A 308-nucleotide genomic window follows, 5' to 3' on the forward strand; every position below is an offset into this window, starting at 1 on the left:
GGCATTGCCTTCGCCGTCACCGAACACCTGGATTTCGATGTGCCGCGGCTTGCCGAGGTACTTTTCCATGTAGACGGCTTCGTTGCCGAAAGCGGCAGCCGCTTCGGTACGGGCCGTCGACCAGGCCTCGATCACGTCGTCAGCGCTCTTGGCGACCTTCATGCCGCGTCCGCCGCCACCGGCGGTTGCCTTGATCAGCACTGGATAACCGATTTCGGCGGCCGTCTTGATGGCCTCTTCCTCGGTCTTCACTTCGCCGTCGGAGCCCGGAACGACGGGGATGCCGAGTTCCTGCGCCGTCGTCTTGG

At 64.0% G+C, this 308-nt stretch carries 1 protein-coding gene; it reads right to left on the minus strand.

Annotated features, from left to right (window positions below):
- On the minus strand, positions 1 to 308 hold a 308-nt coding region (locus tag B3605_RS07645), incomplete at both ends, for an ATP-grasp domain-containing protein (protein ID WP_296433489.1).

Source organism: Rhizobium sp. UBA1881 (assembly GCF_002338015.1).
GTDB lineage: Bacteria > Pseudomonadota > Alphaproteobacteria > Rhizobiales > Rhizobiaceae > Rhizobium.